This window comes from Fodinibius halophilus (genome assembly GCF_011059105.1).
Lineage (GTDB): Bacteria > Bacteroidota > Rhodothermia > Balneolales > Balneolaceae > Fodinibius > Fodinibius halophilus.
Map to the genome: position 1 here is coordinate 1 of NZ_JAALLS010000017.1, position 19497 is coordinate 19497.

The following is a 19497-nucleotide window of genomic DNA, read 5'->3' on the forward strand; positions in this document are numbered from 1 at the left end:
TTCTCACATTTTTACACACTAATTGAGACTTGACCATGAACGACGACGGTAAACATCCAGTATCTACTATCTAAACTCTTTACGAGTCATTTATTACGCCTCACTTACCGTACCAAATCCTAATTCCCAATTCGTAATTCCTAATTCTCAATTCCTAATTACCCCGCATCTTGTATCCTGAAACTGTTGTCCTTCAGATCCTAGGTGAGCTAAGAGAAGGAGACTGCCGCGGTTTTCCGGGAAGTTGTTGGAAGCCCTCACCGTAAAACGGAGCACAGCGCAGTGACACTGCTTTAATTTTTAAAAACAACGCTAGTCATCGCGAGCGAAGTGAAACGCAGCGCGGCGATCTCCTTGACATAGTTGGTTGATGCACGAAGGCTACCCTTTAGCTAGTACATACACCCACCCCGCTCCGCCTGTCGGCCGAGCACCCTGAACTACGCTAAATTTACTTTGGCTAACCTTAATGCTTTCTCATTAGCTTCGTTTAGCAAAGCCTCCCCGGGAGGGGACTAATATGGAGTATGATTTAAGATTCCTACTGAAATTCAGCGTTTTGCAGGATGATATTAAAGCTGATAGCCTCAGCGAAAAGGCTATTTACCAAATAACCGGCACCAAAAAATCCCCTCTAGAGAGTTTTACTGCTCGAAGCCGTACCTGCGTCGGAAACTTCGGCAGATTAATACCTTGGCGTAGTGCAGGGGGGCTTCCGGTGGGTGTCCGAAAGGTCGGGGTGTGTAAAGGTTCAGATATTCTTTGTTACCTAGTCACCACGTCGCTGAAAAAATAATCGAGAGGAGCGGCGTTTTTCTACTTTTCGTCGTGCCCGGTTAGCCAGGAAATTTAGATGATTACGGTATTCATTTTTTGTGACCAAAAAACGAATCAAAAAAAGTCTTGGTGGGAATCGCAGATTTTGGACTTGCAATAACAAGAATATAAAAATTGCTCTATCTCATTCGTCATTATTCTCAATACAATGTTCCGACCGATTCCCCCAAACCCCCAACATTCTAAACCCCCTAAGATGGGTTGCATGTTTCTGAACTTCTCACAATTCACAAGACCAGGTTAAAACCGTTAGTTGGTCTTCGGATCTCCATCCCAGCACCAAAAATCCCCTCTTGCCGTGCCCCGTTCTACGGGGTAACTTAGTTACTTAATCACCCAATCACCTTCTTAAAAGCCACCTTGCCTCATTTACCGGCACTTCCGGCGGAAGAGATTATAATGGGACTAATTAAAGTGTCGCTGATGTTAGGGTTAGCTTTTGCGGTTTTGGGAAGGAGTGTGTGGAGAAATATTAAGCTGTTTGCTTTAACAACGCTGTTGATAACCTCTATTTCTAAAGATCAGTGATAAGAGCCATTTGGTGGTTGAAACTACCAGTTTGTGGGAGGAGGGAGGAATGATTATTATTGGATGAAATAAGCTCAAAAAGGTGTCATGAATCATGATTCCATACAGGCGAAGTTATCGATGAAGTTGTGAAATTATTAAGTGATAAACTGTTGAGATTTCTGGTACTTCTACTAACTTGAGCACCCAATAAATTTTAAAAATTCTTCAAATTGTAATGTCAGAAAAACTCAAGATTAAATTTGCTGGAAGATTTATAGATTTGTTAGGGCAACAAATGTATGGAGGGCCTGTTCCAGCCGTTGCTGAACTTGTTGCTAACGCATGGGATGCTGACTCTAAAAAGGTTGAAATTAAGGTGCCTGAAAACTTGACTGATGATTCCGTAATTGTGGTTAAGGATAATGGAAGAGGCATGACGTTTGAAGAGCTAAATAAATTTTATCTTAATGTGGGCTATGAACGAAGGAAAAAAAGAGGAGAAAAAACAGAGGGCGGAAGACCTGTAATGGGGAGAAAAGGAATTGGTAAGTTAGCTGGCTTCGGAATTGCAGAAGATATTGTATTACGCTCTGTTAAAGATGGTAAATTAGTCGAGTTTACTCTGAATTATGCAGAGTTAAGGAATAAGAAAGAGTTGGATGGTTTTGAATTTATTCCTAATAAAATTGAAAAAACTTCAGAGAAAAGTGGAGTTACAGTAATCTATCAAAACCTTAAACTAGAGCGTTCAATTAATAGGGAGCGCTTTAAAAAAAGTATGGCTCGAAGGTTTGCTTTGAATACAGAACAGATGCAAATCTTAGTCAATGGAGATGCATTAAAAAAGGATGATTTTGAATTTGAACATCGGATTCCTTCAAAAGGTTGGCAAAAAGAAGAGATTGAAGAATTTGGTGAAGTAGAATATTGGTTTGGTTTTACAAAAAATACAATTGATGAACCTGAGTTACGTGGCATTTCTGTTTTTGCAAGAGATCGTGTTGCTCAATTCACTCCATTTTTCTTTAATCTAAGTGGTGGAATTACAGGCCAAGTTGGACTTGAATATTTAACAGGCCAGGTAAAGGCAAATCAACTAGACGAAAAAGATGATTACATAGCAACTGATAGACAAACAGTAAACTGGCAATTTAATAAGCCTCAGATTTTAGAAAAATGGGGGAAAGGAAAGATTAAAGAACTTTGTAAAAATTGGAAAAAAAGAAGAGATCAGGCAAAACGTGATAGGTTCAAACATGAATATTCCGAATTTAATGAGCGGATTCAAAGGTTGTCGACTCAAGAAAAAGAAGATATTACTTCCGCACTAGACAAAATCGCTTTAATTGAGAGAATCAATGAGGAAGATTTTAAAACCATTGCTGGTTCTATGATACAGGGAGTAGAACGAGAAAGTGTTAGAAAAGTAATAAAAAGAATTAATGAAACTGAAGAAGGGGCTCTTCCTGAGTTAATTCAAGCAATTAAAGAGTGGGATATTATTAGTGCAGTTTCAACTGCAGAAGTAATTTTTGGTAAAATTGAAATAATAGAACAGTTCAAAAAACATATAGATAATAGAATACCGGAGAAGAGTCCTCAGGGCAAATTAGATATGCAGGATTTTATTAAGGATTATCCTTGGTTGCTTGGACAAAAGTATGAACATTTAACTCCTGCTGATTTTCATCATGAAAAAGGGGTTGACAAATGGATAGAAGAGGTACTCAAAGATACTAATAAAGAATTTAGCAGTGGGACCAAAAGAGAAAACCGTCGCTTTGATCTACTTTGTATGACAAACGATTGGCAAATCGTAATATTAGAATTGATGCGCCCAGGTTTATCAATTGATTATGATCATGTGATGCGACTCAATAGATATGTAACAAGGGTTAAAACAGCAATTGAAACAAAGGGCACGGCCTCCGAATTTAGTGGAATGAATGTAAAAGGAATTTTAATTGCAGATAAACGAAATAATGACCCTTCCTTAAATGAAACCATAAATAATCTGAATACTACATTAAAAACAGTCACTTGGGATAGTTTGTTTGAAACAGTTCAGGGTAGATATAAAACTTATTTAGATATTTTAAAGATGAAAGCACCTGAAGACCCAAGAATTAAAGGATTAGTAGATTTAAATTGAGATCAATGAATACCTATATTTCAGCAGATTTATTCTCAGGTTGTGGCGGACTCTCAGCGGGAATGTCTGAAGCTGGCTTTGATGTGAAAGTGGCTATTGAGAATAATGAATATGCAATTAAAACTTTTAAAAAAAACCATGGAGATTGTGAGGTAATATCAGAAGATATTAGAAAAATATCGCCTGAAGAGGTTCAAGAATATTTAGGTGATAATATATTGCATCTACTTGCCGGTTGCCCTCCTTGCCAAGGGTTCTCTTCAATCAGAAAATTGAACAAAAAAAGAAGCAGAAAAGACCCACGCAATGCATTGGTCGATGAGTATTTAAGATTTGTTGAAGGAATTAAGCCATTGACTATAATGATGGAGAATGTACCCGGCCTGGAAAGTTACTATAAGTTTGATGATTTAATTCGGGGGTTAAAAAAACTGGATTATAAACTAGACTATAGAGTAGTTAATGTTAAAAACTATGGAGTTCCTCAGAGCAGGCGACGCCTTGTTTTAGTAGGTTCATTATTAGGAGATATAGAGGTAGCTGAAGAAACCGGTGAAGCGAAAACAGTTAGAGAAACATTTGATGAAATCGAGTCATTTGAAGAAACAACAGATCCTCTTCATAAAATAACTGTTAACCATACAAAAAGAATTCAGAAGTTAATTTCCGAGGTCCCGCATAATGGGGGAAGTTTGAGTGATGTAGATCCCGAATATTTGTCTTGTCATCAAAAAGAAAATGTAGGTTTTAATGATGTTTATGGTCGCCTAAGATGGGATGATTACTCTACAACCATTACCGGAGGCTGTTTAAATCCGTCAAAAGGAAGATTCCTACATCCGGAAGAAGATAGAGTGATTACTCCTCGTGAAGCATCTTTATTACAGACATTTCCAAAGGATTATAAATTTTCAACAGACATGCCCAAGAATGCCTTGGCTTCTATGATTGGTAATGCCCTACCTCCGAAATTCAGTTATATACAATCAAATAATATTAAAGAACATTTAAACCAACAGTTACAATAATTAAGTTTTAGCAATTTGAGTGAGACAATAAGTACCAAAAGCTCAATAAAAGTTATGTTTGTGTGTAAATATTCAACAAACCTTTAACTCACTCTCTTATTACACTGCATTTATAGAAGAAAATGAGGTAATAATTAAAGGACGGGATATACCTTCTAGAGAGCCTCATATGGACTCTGCAGTTCTTGATTCTCTGTGGTTTCAAATAATCCTCGACTCTTGTTCTTTTTTGGATGAGTGGGACAGTATATTAGGCGTAAAGACAGAAAAAAAATTTAGAAATAGAATACTCAAAGTAAAAAAAACAGCAGCGGTTGCTTCAAGAGCAGTTAGATCTTGGAAAGATCTTCGAGACTTTAGAAATGAAGTGATTGCACATAACTTCAGAGACAAGACATATAATTTCACATTTGATAGAATGGCCCATTATGATTGTCCTCAATCCCATGATGAGCTTTGGTATTTGGTCAATTTTATTGATCGTATGGCAAATGTTTTAGCAAATGAGTTCCCCAAAAAATCTGCAGATATTTTGAAAGAATTTCCTAGAACAATGGGCTCTGAAGAGCATAGAGCAAATAGAAAAAGTTTACAGGAATTAAATGAGTTGCTTAAAAAAGTAGATAAAGAAATTTCATTTCATAAAGAGAAGTAATTAACAATCTTATATGATATAAAGCATTAAAAAATGGCTGATATCTTCTCAGAAGATAAAAGATCTGAAATTATGAGCAACATCGGGTCCAAGGATACAAAACCCGAATTGTTCATACGAAGTCTCACGCATCGTATGGGCTACCGCTTTCGGCTTCACAGAAAAGATCTACCCGGCACCCCCGATTTAGTTTTTCCCAAGTATAATAGTGTTATTTTTGTACATGGTTGTTATTGGCACGGTCATGAAGACTGTAAAAAAGCATCCATTCCTGATACCAATACAGAGTTTTGGAAGAATAAGATCCAAAAAAATATAGATCGAGATCACAGGAACTATAAAGAATTGGAAGAGTTGGGTTGGGAGTATTTAATTATCTGGCAATGTGAAATTAGGGAAGAAAATATTCCTGAACTCAAAAAGAAAATAGATAGTTTTCTGCAGGAATAATTAAATCTGTTTTATCTCCCTGTTTTAAACTCCTCATACCGCTCTTCCAGTGCCTCTTGGCTGGGCAGAAATTGTTGTTTGTCAGGCAGTAATATCTGCTCGCGGTCCCAGGCTAAGGTGTCATCAATATTTTCGCCTCTGTTTTTCAGCCAGGCAGATAGTTTTATTTGGTAGTCGGGCCGAATGCTGAGCAGCTGTTTGTCAAACATCCAGTGATGGGTTTTACACAGGGCCAGTCCATTGCGGGGATCGTCGTTCTTACTTCTGTTCCAAGGTATAATATGAGCGCCTTCAACCAGCGATTTCCCACTAGGGGTTTGTACTTTGGCCCGGCAGATGGCACAGCGGTGGGTATAATTCTGACGGACATTTATCCGAAAGCCCTGTTTGCGCTGCTGTTTCTTTTGCCATGAGTAGGAGGGAGCGTTATCATCCGTATGATATTTTTCAAACGGTTCTGCGGCCAGCAGTTCCAGCTGCTCGGCATAGCGGTACGCCCCAATGTTTATCCGATGTATACTCTGTATCTCTTCCCGAAGATCTTCCGAAAAATAGTGCCGGATGATGGTTGAACTGATACGCTGTTGTCCCTCCTCATCCTGCATCATCGCAAATAGCTGATCATCCATCCGGGCATGGCTAAGGCGCTTCATCAATCCGCCCAGCGACGGGGAGTTGCTGTATGGGGTCATGCCCTCCCGGTAGTGTAAATCCCAAAAGGGTTCGCTCTTCATATGGAAGAAGGGGAGGGCGATGGTTGTTTTACGATCTTCGCCCATTATCCTATTCCAGTAGCGAAAGAAGGTTTCTATCAGATCCTGGGTTAAGGTAATTCTCGGATCATCAATCCAGCCGATCTCAATGCCATCCAGAATACTGAGCAGTAAAAAGGGTTTATGGGGTGCCCGTTGGAAAGTCCGCTGATCCCAAGTCGTGGAATCTTTGTTGGCGTTTAGATCTTTTAACGATGATAGAATCTCTTTCTGAGTCATATTGATTGTTAATCGATATTGCAGTCGAAAGCAGTATAGGTTTATTTATTCAGAAAGTCAGGTTGGATGGGTTTTTTGGACAGGAGCCTACAGGCAGGGAGAGGAGCGCCTTGTTAATACGTAGATTGAGCGGAATGGAAATTGGGCTAAAAAGCACGACCGATGACAGACGACCGACGACGGTAAAAAAATCCAGTATCTACTATCTAAACTCTTTACGAATCACGTATTATGCCTCACTTACCATACCAATTCGTAATTCTCAATTCCTAATTTTTAATTATCCTGCAACAAAGAAGCTGTGTGATTAGGGGATGAAGTGATAGACTTACAAAGTACGACTGGCGACGGACGACTGATGACCGACCGCATCGAACATCCAATTCCTAATTATTAATTCTCAATTCCTAATTATCCCGTAACAGCCGTTCTCGCAATAATAGAGGTTATTCATCTCCCTCAGAGGCATCAGAAGAAGCATGCGCATGTTCTTGCAGTTCTGAGATAAGAGCGTTTAGGTCTTGTTGTCGATCGGTGTACTGTTCGCCCATCTTCTTGTTCTTGTGCACCAGGGTAGTGAGCTTATCAAGGTGTTCTTGGGCGGTCGTAACTTCTTCCAGCAAATCCTGGATGGTGGTATGAAAGGAGTTGCTGTCGTCATTGAGGCGGGCTATTTCTACTTTGCCCGTATTGTGAATAAGCCGAAGGATCAACAGAAACTTTTCGATCTCTTCTACATTTGTCAGCAACTTTTTGAGGTAGTTGGGCAATTCTCCCAGTCCATTTTTGATAGTGGAAAGGCGAGGCAGAAAGGCATCGTAAAGCAGTTCGATAGATTTATCTGCGGTGATGGTCGATTTCTTTCCCACATAAGCGTCAGCGGCAATTTCGTCCATAAAGTCGATGGTCATCTCTACCTGTAGTTTTGAAGCTACAATTTCGAAGTTCAGCATCCCAACCAGGTCGCTGACTCCCTGGATGTTATCCTTCATTTCAAGGAGTTTCTCTTCACCCTCAATAGACTGTTCGCCCATCTGTTCGGCAATTACGGAGAGGGCAATATCATCTTGGTCCAGCTTTGACGAGCCGATCTGGGCATTAATAGACAGCAACAGAATGGAACGGGCCAGCTCCAGGATGTAATCAGAATATTGCACCAGGTCTTGATGCATATCTTGCAGTGAATTGAGTGAGATTACCAGTTCCTGGAGTACCGGTTCTAGTTCCAGCAGAGCCTCGGGCACTTCTTCGGTATGGCTGCGGGTGGTATCGGTAGTCTTGGCCAGGGCTTCTTCGCGCTGGTGCATCTCCTGCTGCAGGGCGTTCCACATAAACTCTTCATAATCGGAAAAACCTTCGTTTTTAAGGAGTTCAAGAAGATATTCTTCGGACTGCTCCATAGCTTTGCGCTTGCCGATCTCCTCTTCTTTAGCTTGCTCAACCTGTAATGTCTCACTATAGATATCTTTTATCTTGTCAAAAAGATCACTTGTAGGTTTCAGACGTATTGAGAGGTATCCACCATCACAAGGGAAGGCAAGGGCTTTGACCCAATAGTAGGTTCCGTCTTTGGCCATGTTTTTTACATAAGCGGCGACCGGTTTGTCGGCTTTTAGCCGATCCCAAAAGATTTTAAATACTGCCCGGGGCATATCGGGGTGGCGAATGAGCTTATGGGGTTGGCCGATAATTTCCTCGTGATCGAATTTGCTGACCCGCTCAAATATTTCGTTGATAAACGTCATATTTGACTTAGGGTCGGTGACAGAGAAAAAGAGCTCGTGAATTTTAAATGGACTCTCCTGATTGGTGGGAACAGCAGTTCGCAGATCTTTTAGTTTTTTTTCAGATATCATAGTGATGAAATATGGATGCTAGTTGACACCACTTTTTATCGTCTCTTTACTGAAAATCTTTAATTATTGGTGTTTTGGGGATAAGCCCGGAAAAAATTGTTGGGATTGCTTTGAAAAAGCGTTGATGGGGGGGGTACTGGTGGATGGATCATACTAAAAGGCGGATGGATACCCTTTCAAAAGATGCAAGTTTGTGCTAGGTTAGGGAAATATTCGTTCCGACGCAGAGCATCGGAACGAGATAAAAGTAGTTATCCTCCGGCACTACGTTAAAACTTCGAGGCGCATAGCTGCACCTCCTTCTGTTTACATTACCGATCCTATTATAGTCGGAGCCATAAAGATGATTAAAGTATTCATTTTTTGTGACCAAAAAACGAATCAAAAAAAGTCTTGGTGGGAATCGCAGATTTTGGACTTACAATAGCAAGGATATGGAAGGTGCTCTATCACATTCGTCATTATTCTCAATACAACGTTCCGGCCGATTCCCCCAAACCCCCAATAGGTTGAAACCGTAAAATTGGGGGGGCATATTTATGAACTTATCACAATTCTCAGGTCCAGATCGTAACCGTAAATTTGGCACCAGGCCTCCTCGAGAATGATATGATTTTTATTACAAGGCCATCAACGCTTGTCATTGCGCGGTGCCCCGTTTTACGGGGAGGAGTACCGTGGGCTGTCGGGACGACGCGGCAATCCCCATGAAATAGTTGGTTGATGTGCAAAGGCTACCCTTCAGCTACTACGCGAGCTAAGAAAGGGAGACTGCCGCGGGCTTCCGGGAAATCACCGGAATCCCTCGCAGTGACATTGCTTCTTTGTTATCGTGTAAGTTCCTCATAGAAGTATCGTCAGTTCGGGTTTAACTCTTCAATTAACTCTAATTTCTTCTTTCGAGAGCCTGCCTTAATCTGCTTTTCCCGGTCAATGGCATCCTGCGGATGGTTATATTCCTCAATATACACCATTTTTGTGCAGTTATAGCGTTTGGAAAAGCCATCTATCAATTGTTGCTTGTATTGCCAACCCCGTTTTATAATATCACTCGTCATACCAGTATAGAGTACGGTGTGATGGGCGTTGCTCATGATATAGACGTGATATTTTTTTGCCATAAGATAGTAAGATCTTTTTGAGAAGTGTCCCTTACAATCCTTTTTAACCAACGCTCGTCATTGCGAGCGGAGTGGAACGCAGCGCGGCAATTTCCAAGACATAGTTTCTAATAGTTTGAAGGTTGCCCTTTAGATACTACGCGGGTCTATTCTGGGAGATTTACTTCGTCGTTATAAGCAACTCCTCCCCGTAGAATGGGGCACAGCGTAATGACACTGCTTTTATTAATACTCATAATACTCAACCATCAACGCTTGTCATTGCGAGGAGTACCGTGGGTTGGCGGGACGACGCGGCAATCTCCATGAAATAGTTGGTTGATGTGCAAAGGCTACCCTTCAGCTACTACGCGAGCTAAGAAAGGGAGGCTGCCACGGTTTTTCGGCGGCTGCCCGTAAGGTGGGGTGTGTAAAGTAAAGGCCAGATATTCTTTGTAGAGGGCTTTGCAAAACCTTTGATTTCGTCATTCTGAGCTTGTCGAAGAATCTCCAGTATCCATCTGCTGCCGTTGAAAGGGAAATCCTTCATTACATTCAGGATGACTGCCTGGTTTTGCAAAGGTCCCTTGTAATGATACGTTGGTTAAATGGATCTTACGGATACGCCCAAAGAGGAGTGGCATGTTTTGATTTTTTTGTGGTGCTCGGTTGTACGGGGATTGGCAGGTGATTGCTGTATTCATTTTTTGTGACCAAAAAACGAATCAAAAAAGTCTTGGTGGGAATCGCATATTTTGGACTTACAGTAACAAGAATATAAAAATTGCTCTATCTCATTCGTCATTATTCTCAATGCAACGTTCCGGCCGATTCCCCCAAACCCCCAAAATTATAAAACCGTAAAATTGGTTGTATATTCCTGAATCTCTCACAATTCTTAAGCCCAGGTTTTAATCGTCAATTCTTTACTGGCCATTCATCATGGCACCGAGAAATCCCCTCTGGAGAGTTTTCTGTTTGAAGCCATACCTTTCAAAGGAATATATCGATATCGCTATGCTGTACTCGTGTTGACATTCCTTTCCAAAATTGACCGATTCAATGGATCTCCGCCATAATGAATTCTGAGTGGAGGTCGAAGGAGGGAGAGGATAATTATGAGTTGTACTAACTGCTACAACAATAAATTGTCTCAAGGAATAAAAAAAATACGGTAGTGATGTCGCCTTCGGTGGTTACAGAGAATTGCTGCTACTTATGTTAGATGTAAACGCTTGTATGAGTCTTTCTGGATGGCTTTGCATAGAAATATGAGTCCTGAGGCACTATAGCTGAGTCGTTTTTTGCCGTTTTGTTTCAGGGTGTCGGACGATATATATTCGCTGAAGCTGATATTGTCTTTATCCTCGATTTTTAGCCAGGCCTGGAGCATGGTTTCCGGCAGGTCGGAGATACCGGTTACACTTGCTCCCAGGGCAAACCATCCCATCCAGACAGGCCATATTCCGCCGTTGTGATATTGATGCGGGTAGTTCTTGAAATTGTAGTTGAAGTTATCTTTAAGGGCGTCCCAGAGGGGATCGTTGGATGTGATGACCGGCCAGAATGCAGGCATTAGCACGGTACTGATCTGTCGAAAGATCGGTTTCAGGTGGTTCAGCATTTTCTTGAACCGTCTATTGTGAGCCAGCCGTAACAGTAGGGCCAAGCCGTTACCCGCCGTGTCGAAATGCATATTATATCCTTGGGGATTGATGGCACAGGCAAAGTGTTCCAGGTTGCCATTGGCGGTCTGTTTAAAACAACGCTGATGGTAGACGGCCGGGTGGTTGAGGTTTGAGGTCGTGGGCCAAAAGTTAACCTTTATTTTCTCTTCTATTACCTTTGCTTGCTGTTTGCGCTTTTCATTTTCAAACAGGCTGTTGTATAACCTAAGGGCCCAAAGGCGGAGGGCATTGTCGTACAGGGTATATCCCTGCACCGGGTACTCATCGGCCCAGTTACCGCTCAGGGGAGTATAGAGCAAACCGTTGGCATTATATTCCCAGCAGTCGAGCAGGTCGAGGGTCTTATCCATCTGCGGCTTAAGCTTGTTTATTAGGTTCCCATCGGCCCGGTTTAGCAGGTACAGGCACACGCCGATTATAAACCAGCTGTTGGCGTCGACGCGGCCGGCAAGGGAGCCATAGCTGATATCAGGATTTTCTTCATTGGGTAATACATTGGAAGGGATCATCCCCAGCGCGTTTTGATGTTTGGCCAGGGTGAGAAGGGAGTTGCGCAGTCCGGCAATGATTTTCTCATCGTCGGCAAGCAGTCCGGCAATACCGGCAATAATTGAATCGCGGGCCCAGAGCCGCTGGTAATTTTCCTGGTCTTCGGTACTGGCTCGGATTCCGTATGAGCAGCATGCTTCCCGAAGTAGCGCAAGGCCTTGTTCTTCTAATGATTGTAAGTCAAGATCCATATCAGTAGGAAGTCAAGATATTGATGATTACGTCAAACCAGCTATGTTATGCTATGGGGTTTCTGGGTTATTAGCTTCTTTTCAAAATATATCTGCCACAATTATGTAGATTATTACCACACTGTTTATGATCAGGATGAGACCAAGATATTGGCTCACTATGTTTCTTCAGCTGTAGACTCCTTTTTTTCTCATGCTGGAATGTGCATGGAAACCTTTACTAATTAATGAATAACTGTCTGATAAGACAAATAATAATCGGTTATGGTGGCAGGTTCGGCAGTTGGAAGATGCAACTTCGGAATAATTCTTACCCATCCCGCTAAGCCTGTGGTCGGAGCACTCTCCCGTGGAGGGGGCTTTGGCCTGCTCGTTAGGTTCTACGCGAGCTTATTTGGACAGAATGACATTGTTTTTATATGGCTTCTCAATTTGGGTGTTTGGTTACCATAAATGGGTGAATGGTATCATCCCCCTTACCCCCTTCTGATTACCCCAATGCTTTTCATTTAGGTAATGCCCAAAGGGGACTTCACTGTTGCTTGATTTGAGGTTTTCAACCCCGGCATAAGAATTTTGTGCGGAGGCCAAAGGGTGAAAAGGATAATTCTATACCGGTGATTTTCTTCGAGCTACTTTTCAGCGAGATGGACCATTAGAATTATCTCATCCGAAGGCCGGAGCGATTTCAGAATTCTCAGCCGGTCAATTTTTTGGTTCGTTTTTTCTTGATGGAAAAAATGAACATACCCTTGAGGGGGAGTGCGTAGTGGCACGGAGCTCAACTATGCTAAGGCTTTAGAACGAGATAAAAGTAGTTATCCTCCTGCATCTCCTTCTGTTTAGATTACCGACCCTATCAAAGTCAGAGCCACAAGGGTGATTGCGGTATTCATTTTTTGTAACCAAAAAACGAATCAAAAAAGTCTTGGTGGGAATCGTAGATTTTGGACTTACAATAGCAAGGATATGGAAATTGCTCTATCTCATTCGTCATTATTCTCAATGCAACTTTCCGGCCGATTCCCCCAAACCCCCCCAATAGTCTAAAACCGTAAAGTTGGGGCCATCTTTTTGAGCTTTTCCCAATTCTTAGGGCCAGGTCGAAACCGTAAATTTGGCACCAGACCTCCTCGAGAATGATATGATTTTTATTGCAAGGCCATCAACGCTTGTCATTGCGAGGAGTACCGTGGGTTGGCGGGACGACGCGGCAATCTCCATGAAATAGTTGGTTGATGTGCAAAGGCTACCCTTCAGCTACTACGCGAGCTAAGAAAGGGAGACTGCCGTGGTTTTTCGGCGGTTGCCCGGAAGGTCGGGGTGTGTAAGGTAAAAGCAACTTGGCGAACTATCGAACTACAATCTCGTTGAAGTCCGGGGAGACCGTGAATGTATAAAGGGCCTGGTCGTCACCTTCCGTTTGAAACGCTACTGCTTTCCCATCAACAATGATCTCATCAGGCAAAAAAGGCAAGCCGATCAGCCGCACCAACACCTGCTGATAGCTCGGTTGGTAGCTGCCGCTGCGATCCACGGATAAGGTAGCTTCATTATTAGCCGCATCTGCTTGCCAGTGAAACCGGCTATGCCGATAGGTGCCCTCTGTGTATGCATAGCCTTCTTTCGCATCTTCATAAAGCGGACTTGTGGCACTGGTATCCCCGTAATAAACATTAAGCTCCAGCTGGTTCTCATCACGTTGACCAGTATACTGCATCACTTCGCGCAGTGGCAGCACCGTACCTTCTTTGACGAAAAAGGGGATTTCTTCCAGCGGGGCTTCCACAGTTTGGCTAACAGGACCTTCATACAGTTCATGGGTACGATAGTCATACCATCTGCCTTTGGGGAAATAGGTTTCAACTTCCCGTTGATCTTTATCCAGAACTGGAGACACCATGATCTGGTCCCCAAATATAAACTGGTCGATCTCTTTGGCGGCCCGATCATCGCTTTGGTCAACATAGGCAAGGGGACGCAAGACAGGCGTACCTTGCTGTACATGATGATAAAAAGCAGTATACAGGTAATGCAGCAGGCGATAGCGCAGCTCAATAACAGAGCGATTGATGGCGGTATATCGGTCGCCAAAGGTCCAGGGTTCCTGAACGCTGTCCGATTGCAGACGCTTCTTTTTAACCTCTTCTTCTTTGACGGCAGCGGCCCCATCCACATTATAGCCCATGGTGTGGTTGCGGAAAAGGGGATGAAAAACGCCCAGCTGCAGCCAGCGCGTAAATAGTTCGGGGCTGGGGTCGTTAATAAAGCCCCCGATATCAGTGCCCACAAAAGAGTAGCCGGATATACTTAACCGCTGACACTGCTCATTGGCCAGTTTTAGATGATCCCAGTCGGCGATATTGTCGCCGGTCCACAGGGCCGCATAACGTTGACCACCCGAGAAGTTGGCACGGGTCAGCAGAAAGGGACGTTTCTCACTGTTATGCTTCTTGATCCCTTCATAGGAGGCACGGGCCATCTGCATACCGTAGATATTATGTGCCTTTTTGTGACTGGCCGGCTGTCCTTCGTAATGGTGACGAATATTTTCGGGAAAAGTTTTGCTTTCTACCTGAAAGACAGCGGGCTCATTCATATCATTCCAAACACCGCTTATCTTTTTATTGGTTATTAGATCTTCGTAAAGATCTCCCCACCATGCTCGTACCTCGGGATCAGTATAATCAGGGAAAACGGTTTCGGGCGGCCACACGGGTCCAATCATGAGCTCGCCATCGGGTCGCTTACAGAATACATCTTGCTCTATTCCCTGTTGGTATACCTCATACGTCTCATCCATTTTAACACCCGGATCAATCATCACAATAGTCTCAAAGCCATCCACTTTAAGATCAGCAATTAACTTGCCGGGGTCGGGGAATCGCTCCTTATCCCAGGTAAACACGCGATAATCATCCATATAGTCGATATCCAGGTAGATCGCATCACAGGGGATCTCCTTCTCACGAAAGGTCTCAGCCAGCTGCCGCACTCGTGCATCGGGGTAGTAGCTCCATCGGCACTGATGATATCCAAGCCCCCACATCGGCGGTAGTTCAGGCGTGCCGGTAAGCTGGGTATATCGTCGGCTCACATCGGTTAGCTCCGGACCATAAATAAAGTAGTAATTCATACAGCCGCCGGCCGCCGAAAACGAGCGGGTGTTATTTCCATCCGAATCAAAATCGAAGTACGAGCGATAGGGGTTATCCAGGAAAATACCGAAAGCGCTTTCATCATAAAGCGAAGCATAAAAGGGGATACTGCGGTATAAAGGGTCATCTCCGCGCTCATAGGCATAGGCGTCGGTATTCCAGTTTTCGAAGCTTTCCCCGCGCAGATCCTCCTCACAAACCTTGTCCCCCAATCCAAAATACTGCATGCCATCGGGCGCACGGTGTGTAACCCGAACCTCGGTAATGTCCTCCATCAGGCTTTCTTTCCGCCAGTACGGTCGGGCGTCCTCACAAAGGGTGTTGCCAGCGTTATCCAAAAATGTTGCCTGCATATTTTCTTTTTTGATGCGGCAGTCGATGGCCCCGGACGAGACCTCGTAATAGTCCGCAATTTCATTCACCTCGAAAGGTGCTTCAGGCGCCCCCCAATCAGGATCGATAGCATAGGAAAAATCAGTAGGTTGGTCCCCCGGGCATATGTACTTGAGCTGAAAGATTTCCGGGCTGTGGATGGTAATCTGCAGTTGAATGTCATTTTCGCATCGAAAGGTAACCTGCCGGCCCTCTATAGAGTGAGATACAATTTCGTTGGGTCGTCTGATCTGACGGACATCAGTTTTGCGGTCACTCTCTTCGGAAGTGTCACTGGTTGTTTTGGAGGTATTATCGGCCATATACCAAATAATAGTTACTGGGTTACTTGAGACACCCGAAAATATGAAATCATTGCTTTAATCCCACCTCTTAAAATCCTGTTTTTCAGTGTACAGTGAACGATGATCAAGTTTTAAGTGTAAAGTATTAAGTTCCAAGTAAGAACCGACAGCGGACGACCGACGACGGAGCCCCTCTAACTTCCAGCTTCTAATTTCCAACTTCCAACATCCTGCAACCTGTATCCTGCTTTCACGCATCAGAAGTCACGCATTACGCCTCACTCATCACGTTAATCAGTTAGTAAATAACCATTCGCAAGCTCTTTATAGGTGGCAATCTGTTCGTTTTTCCACTGTTCACTACGTCCCAGTTCTTCGGCCAGTAGGTCGGCAACTAAATCAGCAATTTCGATACTGGCACGAGCATCCAGCAACAGGGCACGGGTGCGGCGGGCCAACACATCCTCAACCGTGCGGGCCATCTCGTTGCGCGCGGCCCATACCACTTCGGCCGGGGTATAGGGCAAGTTGGGGTGCATCTGGCTAGCCCATCCCTCATTCTCTTGGGCAATTCTTTTTAGCGACAGGGCATCGGATCCATAGAGTTCAAAAGGTTCGGCGGCTTCACTGTTTTTGAGCCAACCGTGCAGGCGCAGGTTCTCGGTAATAGCTTCTCGTTCATCAAGGCCGGCCACAACGGCAGCTTCATTGATGGTATCTTCGGCCATCTTGCGGTAGGTGGTCCATTTTCCACCGGCAATAGTAACAAGTCCGGAGGGATCGATAAGAAGGGTGTGGTCGCGGGAGATCGAAGCCGTATCATCATCGCCGCCGGGGGAGACCAGGGGACGAATGCCGGCAAAGACGCTGAGTACATCTTCGGGCTCGGGGTCTTTGGTGAGGTACCGGGCAGCGTGGGTCAGCAAAAAGTCGATCTCTTCGTCGGTGGCGCGGGGTTCCAGTGCCGGTTCTTCGAGCGGGGTGTCGGTGGTGCCTACAATGATGCGATCGTGCCAGGGAACGGCAAAAAGGACGCGTCCGTCGTCGGTTTTGGGCACCATGATGGCACTTTCGCCCGGCTGAAACGATTTGTCTAGCACGATATGTACCCCTTGGCTGGGTTGCATCAGCGTAGAAGCATCGGGGTTGTCCATCTGTCGAATTTGATCGGTAAACATCCCCGTGGCATTAATAACGGCACGGGCCTGCAGTTCCATATCGTGATCGCCCTCTTGGTCTTCAACGGTAACGCCCGAAACCAGTCCGTTGGCTTTGAGCAAGCCCGTTACTTTCATGTAGTTAAGAGCGGTGCCCCCGTGGTCAAAGATCGTCTGTAGTAGATTTATTGCCAGTCGGGCATCGTCGAACTGGGCATCATAATAGATAACGCCGCCGTTAAGGTCTTCCGGCTCCAGGGTAGGAATATAGTCCAGTGTTTCTTCTTTGGATAGATTTTCGGAGGGACCAAGTCCCAGGTCGCCGGCCAGCTTATCATATATTTTAAGGCCAATACCGTAGAAGGGGCCTTCCCACCAGTCATAGTTGGGTACTATAAAGGATTGGTTTTTTACCAGGTGAGGAGCATTTTTTCGGAGCAGGCCGCGCTCACGAAGTGCTTCCAGCACCAATGCTACATTGCCCTGCCGCAGGTAACGCACACCACCGTGGACCAGCTTTGTGCTCCGGCTGGAGGTTCCTTTGGCAAAGTCGTGTTGTTCCAATAGCAGGGTCTTATATCCACGAGAAGCTGCTTCTACGGCTGTACCCAGCCCGGTAGCGCCTCCGCCAATAATAATAAAATCCCAGATCTCGGGATCGTCTTCAAGTTGGTCAATTAATTGATTCCTATCCAGGTTCATAGCAGATCCGTTTTACTAAATTTTGTTTCAGGATACGGGAAAAATTAGGAATAGTGAAATGATGTGTGAAGAGTGGAAGTTAGAGGCTGGAGGCTGGATTATAGCAGCTGGGTGCTCTGGGGTACAGGTTGTTCGTCATTGGTTTGCGATTTAACTTTATCAGTGTATGGTTGTTAGGATCTGAAGAAAAAAAGGCCTCATACCTATGGTAGGATACAAGACCCAAAAAATATTAAAGAATAGAATTTAGTTAGGGTTGAAAATACCCATCAAAATGTAAGGTAGTAATCTCTTTATTGGAAGAAGGTTTAATGTTTGTAAGCTCTTTGTGGCTGATTGTATCAACTTTAGAAATGCCATTTGGTAGTCGCACAAGATCACCGGTTACTTCAACCTTATAAGCATTTGCGATGCCCAGGGTTACTAAATTGACGAAAAAAGTAGCTGGGTCACTTTTAAGTTTGACAGTGAGGTTGGTAACTGCATCGGCTTCAGAATTGGCGATAACCTCATTTAGTACTTCATAAACATCAATAGCTCCCGTGTAGTCAAATGTTTTCATTTTTGTTTGACTCACACTCCGAACAATTTCTGTTTGTACATTCGGATTATTAAGCATCAATGGCTTGGAACTTTTTCCAGAAATCTTAGCCATGGTACACGCTTGGAGCGTAGCTAGCGAGAATAATATTAATACTAAAAGAGAAAGTTTTTGTGAATTCATATCTTGATAATAATTATGTGGTTCGGTAGGGCATTGAAATAGTAATGTCCTTTGTGTTAGAACTTGTCCCTTTTTAAAAAAAGCCACGTTATATTGATAATTAAAGGCGATAAAAATGAGTAAAGGTAGCTAGCTTTACAAATCAATATTTAGATTTTCTGCTGATAATTGACTCTTTAAAAATGTAAGAAATAGCATTGTTTCTTATTGCCAGGTTAGCTGCTGGAGCTTGGATGTTAGAAGCTGGAAATTGGATTCGGTCGTAGCGGTCGTCTGTCATCGGTTCCAGGTTACAACTTTGGTTTCCGGATACTTAACACTTCACACTTAAAACTTAATTACTATCCAAATTCATAAGCAGGTCCGAATACGACTCCGCAACCAGCTGTTCATCTGTTATTTCAAATAGTTCAAGGTATTTCTGGCATTGTTCGTGAAGCTTTTCTTTGCCAATATTGCCGTCCTCATCAATAGCCTCAATCTCCACAAAATTGCCCAGCTTTTTTACCCGGTCGATATGAAATTTTACATTGTCGATAAAATAGATCTCCCGTTCTTTATCGACCACTACCTTTGTACCCAGTGCATTATCCAGTAAGTTGTGAAGTCTCTCAGGATGTTCTGCTGGCACCAAATTTATGTCAGATGCTTTAGGTTCTTTGGTGTCGGATCGGCGGTAGAATATAAGATTCTGTTCGATAGCCCCTCTTCGTAATTTCAATCTGCCCTCAGGGACATCAAAATAGGTGTCTATCTGGTGGTCGGTCCCTTTAAAGTCGGCGCCTTTCTTCTTGATAATTGTTCGGATGCGATTCGGGTCATTACAGCGTGCTTTGATCTCGATGTTAAGTATGCTCATTCGTCGGGGTTTATGGCAATTTGCTTTCAGTACGTAAGGGAATTAATGATTAGAAATTGAGAATTGAAAATATGGATAAGTAATTCGTGATGTGTGATTTGTGGAGGTTAGATATTAGAAGCTAGACGTTGGATATTGGAGGTGCTCCGTCGTCGGTCGTCCGTCATCGATCATCTGCCCAACTTAATCCCCTAATCACTTCACACTTAAAA

At 43.5% G+C, this 19497-nt stretch carries 13 protein-coding genes; 4 read left to right on the plus strand and 9 right to left on the minus strand.

From position 1 onward, the window contains the following. Window positions 1-1582 precede the first annotated feature (1582 nt). Genes G3569_RS12585 through G3569_RS12600 form a run of 4 tightly spaced genes read left to right on the plus strand, consistent with a single transcriptional unit; the run spans window position 1583 to window position 5632 of the window. A complete protein-coding gene (locus G3569_RS12585; RefSeq protein WP_165269671.1) occupies window positions 1583-3499 on the plus strand; it encodes an ATP-binding protein in 1917 nt (638 codons plus the stop codon). A 5-nt stretch (window positions 3500-3504) separates the two neighbouring features. Then, entirely contained in the window at window positions 3505-4527 is a 1023-nt protein-coding gene (locus tag G3569_RS12590) for a DNA cytosine methyltransferase (RefSeq protein WP_165269673.1), read from the plus strand. Between the two features lie 58 nt (window positions 4528-4585). Continuing rightward, window positions 4586-5182 (plus strand): hypothetical protein, encoded by a 597-nt coding sequence (locus G3569_RS12595; RefSeq protein ID WP_165269675.1) that lies wholly within the window; start codon window positions 4586-4588, stop codon window positions 5180-5182. A gap of 33 nt (window positions 5183-5215) precedes the next feature. Then, the gene (locus tag G3569_RS12600) at window positions 5216-5632 is read left to right on the plus strand and encodes a very short patch repair endonuclease (protein ID WP_165269677.1); all 417 of its coding nucleotides are present in this window, start codon (window positions 5216-5218) and stop codon (window positions 5630-5632) included. Between the two features lie 11 nt (window positions 5633-5643). On the opposite strand, the gene G3569_RS12605 is transcribed toward G3569_RS12600, so the two are convergent. The 9 genes from G3569_RS12605 to G3569_RS12645 form a co-directional block, all read right to left on the minus strand. Beyond that, window positions 5644-6624: an HNH endonuclease gene (locus G3569_RS12605; protein WP_165269679.1), complete on the minus strand. Its 981-nt coding sequence runs from the start codon at window positions 6622-6624 to the stop codon at window positions 5644-5646. A gap of 446 nt (window positions 6625-7070) precedes the next feature. Then, on the minus strand, window positions 7071-8480 hold the full coding sequence (locus tag G3569_RS12610) for a PAS domain-containing protein (RefSeq protein WP_165269681.1): 1410 nt from the start codon (window positions 8478-8480) through the stop codon (window positions 7071-7073). Between the two features lie 857 nt (window positions 8481-9337). Next, on the minus strand, window positions 9338-9601 hold the full coding sequence (locus tag G3569_RS12615; protein WP_165269683.1) for a GIY-YIG nuclease family protein: 264 nt from the start codon (window positions 9599-9601) through the stop codon (window positions 9338-9340). A 355-nt stretch (window positions 9602-9956) separates the two neighbouring features. Continuing rightward, complete coding sequence (locus G3569_RS18425) at window positions 9957-10160, minus strand: hypothetical protein (protein ID WP_205720195.1); 204 nt, start codon at window positions 10158-10160, stop codon at window positions 9957-9959. 636 nt (window positions 10161-10796) lie between these two features. Next, complete coding sequence (locus G3569_RS12625) at window positions 10797-12008, minus strand: glycoside hydrolase 100 family protein (RefSeq protein ID WP_165269687.1); 1212 nt, start codon at window positions 12006-12008, stop codon at window positions 10797-10799. A 1351-nt stretch (window positions 12009-13359) separates the two neighbouring features. Then, the gene (locus G3569_RS12630; RefSeq protein ID WP_165269689.1) at window positions 13360-15861 is read right to left on the minus strand and encodes a glycoside hydrolase family 31 protein; all 2502 of its coding nucleotides are present in this window, start codon (window positions 15859-15861) and stop codon (window positions 13360-13362) included. 272 nt (window positions 15862-16133) lie between these two features. Beyond that, window positions 16134-17702 carry a glycerol-3-phosphate dehydrogenase/oxidase gene (locus G3569_RS12635; protein WP_165269691.1) on the minus strand — a complete coding sequence of 523 codons (1569 nt, stop codon included), beginning with the start codon at window positions 17700-17702 and terminating at the stop codon, window positions 16134-16136. Window positions 17703-17952: 250 nt separating this feature from the next. After that, window positions 17953-18426 carry a hypothetical protein gene (locus G3569_RS12640; protein ID WP_165269693.1) on the minus strand — a complete coding sequence of 158 codons (474 nt, stop codon included), beginning with the start codon at window positions 18424-18426 and terminating at the stop codon, window positions 17953-17955. Window positions 18427-18760: 334 nt separating this feature from the next. After that, complete coding sequence (locus G3569_RS12645) at window positions 18761-19285, minus strand: class IV adenylate cyclase (RefSeq protein WP_165269695.1); 525 nt, start codon at window positions 19283-19285, stop codon at window positions 18761-18763. Window positions 19286-19497: the final 212 nt, after the last annotated feature.

Coding starts and splice junctions, on each gene's coding strand:
- G3569_RS12645 (WP_165269695.1), bottom strand. CDS start 19,285: ATGAGCATACTTAACATCGAGATCAAAGCACGCTGTAATGACCCGAAT.
- G3569_RS12635 (WP_165269691.1), bottom strand. CDS start 17,702: ATGAACCTGGATAGGAATCAATTAATTGACCAACTTGAAGACGATCCC.
- G3569_RS12625 (WP_165269687.1), bottom strand. CDS start 12,008: ATGGATCTTGACTTACAATCATTAGAAGAACAAGGCCTTGCGCTACTT.
- G3569_RS12610 (WP_165269681.1), bottom strand. CDS start 8,480: ATGATATCTGAAAAAAAACTAAAAGATCTGCGAACTGCTGTTCCCACC.
- G3569_RS12640 (WP_165269693.1), bottom strand. CDS start 18,426: ATGAATTCACAAAAACTTTCTCTTTTAGTATTAATATTATTCTCGCTA.
- G3569_RS12600 (WP_165269677.1), top strand. CDS start 5,216: ATGGCTGATATCTTCTCAGAAGATAAAAGATCTGAAATTATGAGCAAC.
- G3569_RS12615 (WP_165269683.1), bottom strand. CDS start 9,601: ATGGCAAAAAAATATCACGTCTATATCATGAGCAACGCCCATCACACC.
- G3569_RS12590 (WP_165269673.1), top strand. CDS start 3,505: ATGAATACCTATATTTCAGCAGATTTATTCTCAGGTTGTGGCGGACTC.
- G3569_RS12585 (WP_165269671.1), top strand. CDS start 1,583: ATGTCAGAAAAACTCAAGATTAAATTTGCTGGAAGATTTATAGATTTG.
- G3569_RS12630 (WP_165269689.1), bottom strand. CDS start 15,861: ATGGCCGATAATACCTCCAAAACAACCAGTGACACTTCCGAAGAGAGT.
- G3569_RS12605 (WP_165269679.1), bottom strand. CDS start 6,624: ATGACTCAGAAAGAGATTCTATCATCGTTAAAAGATCTAAACGCCAAC.